The following is a 9,369-nucleotide window of genomic DNA, read 5'->3' on the forward strand; positions in this document are numbered from 1 at the left end:
AGCTGGGAACGCGCTTCGTGTGTGCGACCGAGAGCATCGCCCACGCCAATTTCAAGAAGGCGTTCATCCGCGCCAGCGCGCGCGACGCCATCGCCAGCGTCCAAATCGACCCACGCCTGCCGGTGATCCCGGTGCGCGCGCTCAAGAATGCCGAGAGCGAATTGTTCACCGCCAAGCAGCGCGAGGTCGCGCAGCTGCTCGACGAGGGCAAGGTCGAGATGGGCGAGGCGCAATTGCAGATCGAGCGTTACTGGGCGGGCGCGCTGCGCAAGGCAGTGATTGACGGCGACGTCGAGCGCGGCTCGGTGATGGCCGGCCAGTCGGTCGGCATGGTGACCAAGGAAGAGCCGGTCACCGAGATCATCGCCAGCCTGCTCGACGAGGCCGAAACCGCGCTGGCGCGGCGCTAGTCCTCAGGCAGCTTGCGGACGATTCCGCACCAGCCGCCACAGCTCGACCACACCCTGCCAGGCCCAGACCGCGCCCGTCGCCACGATCGCGATCTTGAGACCGAGATTGACCGCGTCGCTCAGTTGGGCCGCCTTGTCCGCGGGCATGCCGGTCGAGACGATCGTCGCCCAATGGCCGGCCCGGTAGATGATCGCCAGCAAGGCCAGCCCGCCCACGATCGTCAACGCGCCCAGGGTGCCGCGCATCAACGTCCAGCGCGGCCGCAGCCATTCGATCAGGTTCTGGATCAGCCGCACGGCAACCAAGGCCAGGATCGGCCAATAGAGCTCGTCGAAGACCGGCGCCGGCTCCATCCGGAAATCGGGCCCGCCCGACGCGTAAGGCAGATGGATCAGGCCCGTCCACCAGAGCAGGAAAACCACGCCGCCGCCAAGCTCGAGCGCCGCTTCCCAGGCGCTTTTGCGCTTGTCGGTGATCGCCGGCAGCTGTTCGGGCTTCCATTGCTTTATGTGATCGGCGGGGAAGCCGGCGCGTTCCATCACCGCGAAGATGATCGTCAGGACCCCGACGTTGACGAGCAGCGACATCGATATGCTGCCGGTCGTCTGGGCGAGGATCTGGAGCGGGCGCTGATCGCCGAACAGCGCCCTGCTCACGCCGATCGCGATGTCGATGCCGACAATGATCAGCACCATGATCCGCATCACGAAGATGTAGAAGGGGAAGACGTCGGGCCCGATCAGCCATTGCTGCGGCCGATAACGCGCCGCGACCACCAAAGGATGGCCGAATTCCTTGATTAGCGCGCCCATTTCGTCCGCCGTCAGCGGCCGTCCGAGCTCTTCCTCGCGATCCTCCCGGCGCGAGGTCAGGACATCGTGCAATTCGGCGATGATGTCGTCCGCCTTGGCGACGGGCAGCGCCCAGCGCACGGCGTGGAGATAGCGTTCCAGCAGGTCCATCACGTGTTCCTTTCGGTGAGGCGCAGGATCGATTCGGAGATCGCGTTCCATTCGCCGAGAAGTTGCGCGAGGATCGCCTCGCCATCGGGCGAGAGCCGGTAGAAGCGCTTGTTGCGCTTGGCCTCCTCCCGCCATTCGCTGGTCAGCAGACCCTGCGTCTCAAGCCGCCGCAGCAGCGGATAGAGCGCGCCTTCCTCGATCGGGAGCCCGGCATCCTCCAGGCTCTGGCGCAAGGTATAGCCGTAACGCTCCTCGCGGAGCGCACCCAGCACCGCCAGCACCAGCGAACCGCGCCGGAGCTCGACGCGCAGCTTTTCGAACAGGTCGTCCTCGATGGGCACAGACTCACCTCACAGTGTGCGACACACACTGTATGACACACAGTCTATGCGGTTGGAAGCCCTTAAATGCGCCGTCTCGTCTGCATGGACCGGCGCAGGCCGTAACCGACCACTCCGAAGCCAAGCAGCATCATCGCCCACGACGCCGGCTCGGGTGCGGTCGATGCGTTGATCGTCAGGAAAGCGCCGGGATGACCGTCGGTCCAACCGAATGCCGTATTGACGCTGCTGTCGTCGGATGCGCCGAAACCACCGACGGCGCCGCCGAACAGGAAGGATCCGCCTGCCGCCGTGTTGAGCGCGGCAATGGCGGTCGGATTGAGCGTGACGGTGACATAATGGCCGACGCCGGTGTCCACGCCGGCAAGCCCGATTGCACCGAGCACATCGCCGCTGACCAGCCCGTCAAAGTCGATGCCCGACGCCGCATAGAGCGAAAAGATGCTGTCGGGATCGTCGATATGATTGAACGCGTCGTTCCAGATCGTGAGCGACGCCGTCGTGATCGTCACGTTCGGCACGTTGACCGCGAACCAGTCATGGAACGTGTTGCCCGAATCCAGGCCGGCATAGCTGTTGGAGACAATGTTGGTGTCGGTGTTGCCGCACCCGAAGGACAGGCACCAACCCGAACCACTTGCCGGAATGTCGCTGGCGAAGGAAGATTGGGCGATAAACGCGACCGTCGCGAGCGCGCCAAGCGTCAGCAGCTTCATAAATACCCCCGCTAATGATCGCCAATCGGTACGCCCCGGCCCTAATATTGGCAACGCTCCGCCCAACAATTACAACCATTTAGCAAGGTAAAAGTCCGGTTATCGAACCCCTGCCACCCTTTACCATCCGTTGCGTTCGCGATCGCATCGGCGGCCACTCCGGCCCAAACGGCGTCTTGGACCCTGCCCTGCGATCTGTTAGCCGTGCCTAAGATGGCCACCGCATCCGCCACGTCCGCCGCGCGCGAGATTCTGACGCGCTTGCACGACGTGATGGCGTCGCGTGCGCCCGCACAGGGCAAGCTCGACCGTGTCGTCGATATCATCGCCAAGGCGCTGCACAGCGAAGTCTGCTCGATCTACCTGCTGCGCGACGGCGAGTTGGAGCTGTTCGCGACGCGCGGCCTCAACAAGGAAGCGGTCCACGTCACCAAGCTCGCGCTGGGCGAAGGTCTGGTCGGCACGATCGCCGAGAAGAACGAAACGCTGAACCTCGACGAGGCGACCAGCCACCCCGATTTCGCCTACAAGCCCGAAACCGGCGAGGAACTGTTCCACAGCTTCGCGGGCGTGCCGATCGTGCGCGCCGAACGCGCGGTCGGCGTGCTCGCCGTGCAGCATGCCGATCCGCGCCGCTATGACGATGTCGAGATCGAAGCACTGCAGACGGTGGCGATGGTGCTGGCCGAGCTGATCGCGGGCGCTGGCCTGATCGACGAGGCGACCGGGCGCGGCCCCGAGACCCGCGACGGCGCCGCCGTGCGACTGACCGGACTCAAGCTGGTCGAGGGCATGGCCGCGGGCTTCGCCGTCTTCCACCAGCCGCGCGTGGTGGTCGAACATACCGTCGCCGAAGACACCGAATATGAGCGCCATCGCGTCTATTCGGCGTTCGACAAGATGCGCGATCAGATCGATCGCATGATGAGCCAGGCCGAGTTCGGCGCGGGCGGCGAACATCAGGACATCCTCGCGACCTACAAGATGTTCGCCTACGACGAAGGCTGGTCGCGCCGGATCAACGCCGCGATCGACAGCGGCCTCACCGCCGAAGCCGCGATCGAGCGCGTCCAGCAGCGCACGCGGATGCGGATGCGCGAGATCGACGATCCCTTGCTCGCCGACCGGATGCACGATCTGGAGGATCTCTCCAATCGGCTGCTGCGGATCGTGTCGGGCCAGCTCGGCACCGCCGCGCAACTGGGGTTGCGCCAGGATTCGATCCTGATCGCGCGCAACCTGGGCCCGGCCGAACTGCTCGAATATGATCGGCGGCGGCTGAAGGGCGTGGTCCTGCAGGAAGGCTCGCTCACCAGCCACGTCGTGATCGTAGCGCGGGCGATGGGCATTCCCGTGCTCGGCCGGGTGCGCGACGCGCGCCGCCAGATCGGCGAGGGCGACATGGTCCTGGTCGATGCCAGCCAGGGCACCGCCTTCGTTCGCCCCAATCCGACGATCGAGGAAGCCTTCGACGCCCGGCTCGCGCTCGGCCAGAAGCGCCGCGCCGAATTCGCCGCGATGCGCGATCTGCCGCCGCTCACCAAGGACGGCACGCGCATCACGATGATGGTCAATGCCGGGATGCGCGACGACGTCGCCGCGATCGAGACGACCGGCGCCGACGGCGTCGGCCTGTTTCGCACCGAATTCGAATTCCTGGTGTCGGCCGAACTGCCCAAGCGCGAACGCCAGCAGCGGCTGTATCGCGACGTGATCGAGGCGGCGGGCGACAAGCCCGTCATCTTCCGCACGGTCGATGTCGGCGGCGACAAGGTCCTGCCCTACATGACCGCTGACGCGGATTCGGCCGACGAGGAAAATCCGGCGATGGGCTGGCGCGCCTTGCGCCTCGCGCTCGATCGCGGCGCGCTGATGAAGGCGCAGGCGGGCGCACTGATCGCCGCCGCTGCCGGCAGCACGCTCCACGTCATGTTCCCGATGGTGTCGGAGCCCTGGGAATTCGACGAGGCGCACGCCTTGTTCGAAAAGCAGCGTGCCAGCGCGGCCGCCAAGGGCAAGCCGCTGCCGCTCGAGATCCGCTACGGGACGATGCTGGAGGTGCCGGCGCTGGCGGAAGTGCTCGACATGCTGCTGCCCAAGCTCGATTTCCTGTCGATCGGCACGAATGACCTGACCCAGTTCCTGTTCGCGGCCGATCGCGCACACCCCAAGCTGGCCGAGCGTTACGACTGGCTGAGCCCCGCGATCCTGCGCTTCATCCGCCGCGTGGTGGAGCAATGCGACGCGGCGGGCGTGCCGGTCGGCATTTGCGGCGAGATGGGCGGCCGCCCGCTCGAGGCGATGGCGCTGATCGGCGTCGGCATCGAGCGCCTGTCGATCACCCCGGCGGCAATCGGACCGGTCAAGGCGATGGTGCGCTCGCTCGACGTTCCGGCTCTGCGTATCGCGATGCGGGAACTGCTCGCCGCACCACGGCGCGACATGCGCGGCGCACTTCAGCAATGGGCGGAAGCGAACGACGTGCGAATTAGCTGAAAAGACCTTGTGATTTGAGAGTTTGGCGTCACTGTACGCCGATTGATCGATAAGGTCGTCACCAGCCGGGGAAAATGGGTGAGCGGCGAAGACGAGATTTTCGGAGAGACTGGATCGGCCCCGCGCGTCGGGGAACGGCTGCGTGCGGCACGCGAGGCGCAGGGCCTGACGATCGAGGAAATCGCGAACAGCACGCGCATTCCCAAACGGCATCTGCAGACGATCGAACAAGGCGACTATAGCGGCCTGCCCGCGCCGACCTACAGCGCCGGCTTCATCAAGAGCTGGGCGCGCCGGCTCGGGCTCGACGGCCAGGCCTTGTCGGACGATTTCCGCGCCGAAATGGGCGGCATGCCCAGCGAAAGCACGCAGATTCTGCCCTACGAGCCGGCCGATCCGCGCCGTACGCCGCCGGCCGGCCTCGCCTTGCTTGCGCTGCTGATCGCCGTGGTGCTGGGGCTGGGCTACCTTTACTGGCGCGGCACCGCCGAACAGCCGGCCGAGATCGCCACCGTCACCTCGACGCAGCCCGCCGCGCCCCAGCCCGCGCCCGCCAATCCTCCGGCGCAGGCCGCGCCCGTCGCCGCGACGCCGCCCGCCGCGACCGCGCCGCAGCCGACGGGTCCGGTCGTGATCGGCGCCACCCAGGACGTGTGGATGAAGATTGCGGATTCGGGCAAAAGCCTGTTCTACGGCGTGCTCCACCCCGGCGATCATTTCGAGGTGCCGGCGGATGCGGTGGCGCCTTTGATGACGACCGGACGCCCCGGCCACACCACGATCATGGTCGGGCAGACGCCGATCCCGCCGGTCGGCGATCCCGATCGCGCCGCCAAGGACGTGTCGCTCAAGCCCGCCGATCTGCTCGCACGGGTCGGCGCGCCGCCGCCGGCCGTGCAGCCGCCCGCCAATGCGACGACTCCTGTCGAAAATAGCGCCGGTACCTAATCCGCTCTAAGCGATTCACTTTAGCGTCAGCCGCTCTATGCTCTGTGCCGAAGCGCGCCGTCGCTGACCAACTGGAGCTAGCATGACTCGTATCCGTATCGCCCTTGCCGCCCTGCTTGCCACAGCGGCGCTGCCCGCTTTCGCCGCCGAGCCCGGCACGCTCGATCAACGCGTCGACCGGGTCGAGAAGCAATTGAAGGCGGTCCAGCGCAAGGTCTTCCCGGGCGGCGACGCCGCCTTCCAGGCGCCCGAAATCGCGCGCACCGAAACGCAGGTCACGGTCGGCACGCCCGCGAGCACGCCGCTCAACGATCTGGTCGCGCGGGTCGACGCGCTCGAAAAGACGGTCGCGCAGATGACCGGCCAGATCGAGCAGGACGAACACCGGCTGGATCTGCTGTCGCAGCAATCGGCGCAGGATCGCCAGGAATTCGCGACCCGGCTCAAGACGCTCGAAGCCGCCGCCGCGCCGCCGCAGCCGGTCGACGCCACCACCGCCGCACCGGTCGCGGACGATGCTGGCGCCACCGGGTTGCCGCCCAAGGGGACCAAACCCTTCGCCACCGTGACGCCGGTCAAGACGCCTGCCGCACCGGGCAAGGCGCCCGTAAAGGCAAAGCCGGCGCCGACCATGGCCGACGACACCACCGGCACCGATGCCACTGCCGTACCGGCCTCGGGCGACCCCGCCGAGGACGCCTATATGGCGGGCTACAAATTGTGGACGCAGAAGAAATTTCCGCAGGCCGAGGCGTCGCTCGCGGCGGTCGTGAAGAAATATCCCAAGCACAAGCGCGCGAGCTACGCGCAGAACCTGCTCGGCCGCGCCTACCTCGACGATGGCCAGCCGGCGCGCGCGGCCGAGGCGTTCGCCGCCAATTACACCACCAACCCGCATGGCGAGCGGGCAGCCGAGAGCCTCTATTATCTCGGCCAGTCGCTGGTGCAGCTCAAGAAACCGACCGATGCCTGCCGGGTCTATGATGAGTTCACCTCTGCCTATGGCGACACCTCGAGTGCGTCGCTCAAGGCGAAGGTCGCGGCCGGCCGCACCGACGCCAAGTGCAAATGACGCGATGGAGCCGCTGTCGGACGATCTGATCGCGCGCTTCCAGGGAGACTATGAACGGCTGCTCACCCCGGCGGAAGCGCCAGACCATCGCATCGCGCTCGGGGTTTCGGGCGGGCCGGACAGCATGGCGATGCTCGGCCTCGCCGCGGCTGCCTTTCCGGAGCGCGTCATCGCGGCGACGGTCGATCATGGGCTGCGTCCCGAATCCGCCAACGAGGCGCAGTTGGTCGCGCGGGCGTGCGACCGGATCGGCGTTGCGCATACGGCGCTGAAGATCGAGGTCCCGCCGGGTGCCAGCGGCAATCTCCACGGCTGGGCGCGGCAGGAGCGTTATCTGCTGCTCAAGCGCTGGGCGGTCGATGCCGGCGCACCGACATTGTGCACCGCGCATCATGCCGAGGATCAGGCCGAAACCTTCCTGATGCGCGCCGCGCGCGCCACCGGCCTGTCGGGGCTCGCCGCCGTACGGGCGCGCAGCGAGGCCGAACACAGCCCGATCGTGCTGATGCGTCCGCTGCTGCGCTGGCGGCGCCGCGAATTGCGCGCGGTGGCCGAGCAACTGAACCTTCCGTTCGTCGATGATCCCAGCAACCGCGATCCGCGCTTTGACCGAACGCGTTTCCGGGCTTGGCTGGCCGAGGCGCCATGGCTCGATCCGCTCCAGATCGGCAGAACGGCCGAGAATCTCGCGGCGCTCGATGGCGATCTGCTCGATATCAGCCAATGGCTCTGGAAGACGCGCGCGCTGGAATGCGATCCGCTGGAGGTTCGATTTGACGTCGATGGGCTGCCCCGCGGTGTGAAGCGCTATCTCGTGCGTATGGGAATCAACCGCGTCCTCTCGATCAACGACATGGATGGCGGGAACTGGAATCCGGCGAGCAATGTTGAACCCTTGCTCGACGCGCTGGAGGCCGGAAGCTCCGCGACGCAGGCGAATGTGCTCGCTTCGGCCAAAGGCACGGTGTGGCATTTTCGACAGGCGCCGCCCCGTCGATCACACTGATCAAGGCTGTTCCATTGCCATTAACCTCCGCATGCCTATTTTACGGACTTAGATGTTGGGAGCCCGATTCACGTTCTCGCGAACGATCGGGCTCCGCGAAAGGCTGACGCGCACATGAAGGACGACAAGGAACCGCAAAGCGGCAATCCGCTGGTGAAGAATCTGGCGATCTGGCTCGGCATCTTGCTGGCCATCGTCCTGTTCGTGTCGCTGTTCGAGGGCAGCGGCAAGGGTACGACCGGCGAAACCGTCGCTTATTCCGAATTCCTGTCGGGGGTCGATGCCGGCTCGGTGCGCGAGGCGGATATCGCCGATGGCGTCATCACCGGCAAATATACCAACGGCACCGCCTATAAGACCTATGCGCCGAACGATCCGGGCCTGATCCAGCGCCTGTCGGCCAAGGGCGTGACCTTCCGCGCGCGTCCGGCCGAGCAGGCCAGCCTGTGGCAATATATCCTGGTCAATTCGATGCCCTTCCTGATCCTGGTCGGCATCGGCTGGGTGATCATGCGCCAGATGCAGAAGAATGCGGGCTCGGGCGCGATGGGCTTCGGCAAGAGCCGCGCCAAGATGCTGACCGAGAAGCAGGGCCGCGTCACCTTCGACGACGTCGCCGGCATCGACGAAGCGCGCGAGGAATTGCAGGAGATCGTCGATTTCCTGAGGGACCCGTCCAAATTCGCCCGCCTCGGCGGCAAGATTCCGAAGGGCGCGTTGCTGGTCGGCTCGCCCGGCACCGGCAAGACCCTGCTCGCCCGCGCGATCGCGGGTGAGGCCAAGGTTCCCTTCTTCACGATTTCGGGCTCCGACTTCGTCGAAATGTTCGTCGGCGTCGGCGCGAGCCGCGTGCGCGACATGTTCGAGCAGGCCAAGAAGTCCGCGCCGTGCATCGTCTTCATCGACGAAATCGACGCGGTCGGCCGTCATCGCGGTGCCGGCCTCGGCAACGGCAATGACGAGCGCGAGCAGACTTTGAACCAGCTGCTGGTCGAGATGGACGGCTTCGAAGCCAACGAAGGCATCATCATCATCGCCGCGACCAACCGTCCCGACGTGCTCGACCCCGCCTTGCTGCGTCCGGGCCGCTTCGACCGTCAGGTCGTGGTTTCGCGCCCGGATATCGAGGGCCGAGAGAAGATCCTCGCCGTCCACGTGAAGAAGCTTCCGCTGGCACCCGACGTCGATTTGCGCACGATCGCGCGCGGCACACCCGGTTTCTCGGGCGCCGATCTCGCCAACCTTGCCAACGAGGCGGCTCTGCTCGCCGCGCGCAAGGGCAAGCGCCTGATCGCGATGAAGGAGTTCGAGGAAGCCAAGGACAAGGTCATGATGGGCGCCGAGCGCAAATCCATGGTCATGACCGACAGCGAGAAGAAGCTGACCGCCTACCACGAGGGCGGCCACGCCCTGGTGG

At 66.2% G+C, this 9,369-nt stretch carries 9 protein-coding genes; 6 read left to right on the forward strand and 3 right to left on the reverse strand.

Going from position 1 to position 9,369, the window contains the following annotated elements:
* On the forward strand, positions 1–410 hold a 410-nt coding region (locus tag VK533_RS12235), incomplete at its 5' end, for a nitronate monooxygenase (RefSeq protein ID WP_324378027.1).
* Positions 411–413: 3 nt separating this feature from the next.
* On the opposite strand, the gene VK533_RS12240 is transcribed toward VK533_RS12235, so the two are convergent.
* The 3 genes from VK533_RS12240 to VK533_RS12250 form a co-directional block, all read right to left on the reverse strand.
* Positions 414–1,373 carry a hypothetical protein gene (locus VK533_RS12240; RefSeq protein ID WP_324378029.1) on the reverse strand — a complete coding sequence of 320 codons (960 nt, stop codon included), beginning with the start codon at positions 1,371–1,373 and terminating at the stop codon, positions 414–416.
* Complete coding sequence (locus VK533_RS12245) at positions 1,373–1,714, reverse strand: PadR family transcriptional regulator (RefSeq protein WP_324378031.1); 342 nt, start codon at positions 1,712–1,714, stop codon at positions 1,373–1,375. Before VK533_RS12245 ends, VK533_RS12240 begins: the two co-directional genes overlap by 1 nt.
* Positions 1,715–1,776: 62 nt before the next feature.
* Positions 1,777–2,430, reverse strand: coding sequence for a PEPxxWA-CTERM sorting domain-containing protein (locus VK533_RS12250; protein WP_324378033.1), 654 nt, complete (start codon positions 2,428–2,430; stop codon positions 1,777–1,779).
* A gap of 213 nt (positions 2,431–2,643) precedes the next feature.
* Here VK533_RS12250 and ptsP point away from each other — a divergent pair, with 213 nt between their 5' ends.
* From ptsP to ftsH, 5 genes are all read left to right on the forward strand, one after another.
* Entirely contained in the window at positions 2,644–4,926 is a 2,283-nt protein-coding gene (gene ptsP / locus VK533_RS12255) for a phosphoenolpyruvate--protein phosphotransferase (protein WP_324378035.1), read from the forward strand.
* 78 nt (positions 4,927–5,004) lie between these two features.
* Positions 5,005–5,874 carry a helix-turn-helix domain-containing protein gene (locus tag VK533_RS12260; protein ID WP_324378036.1) on the forward strand — a complete coding sequence of 290 codons (870 nt, stop codon included), beginning with the start codon at positions 5,005–5,007 and terminating at the stop codon, positions 5,872–5,874.
* 82 nt (positions 5,875–5,956) lie between these two features.
* A complete protein-coding gene (locus tag VK533_RS12265; RefSeq protein ID WP_324378038.1) occupies positions 5,957–6,946 on the forward strand; it encodes a tetratricopeptide repeat protein in 990 nt (329 codons plus the stop codon).
* A 4-nt stretch (positions 6,947–6,950) separates the two neighbouring features.
* On the forward strand, positions 6,951–7,952 hold the full coding sequence (gene tilS, locus VK533_RS12270) for a tRNA lysidine(34) synthetase TilS (protein WP_324378040.1): 1,002 nt from the start codon (positions 6,951–6,953) through the stop codon (positions 7,950–7,952).
* A gap of 114 nt (positions 7,953–8,066) precedes the next feature.
* On the forward strand, positions 8,067–9,369 hold a 1,303-nt coding region (gene ftsH / locus VK533_RS12275), incomplete at its 3' end, for an ATP-dependent zinc metalloprotease FtsH (protein ID WP_324378042.1).

Origin of the sequence: Sphingomonas sp., from assembly GCF_035317925.1 — a bacterium.
In the GTDB taxonomy this organism is placed as follows: Bacteria; Pseudomonadota; Alphaproteobacteria; order Sphingomonadales; family Sphingomonadaceae; genus Sphingomonas_I.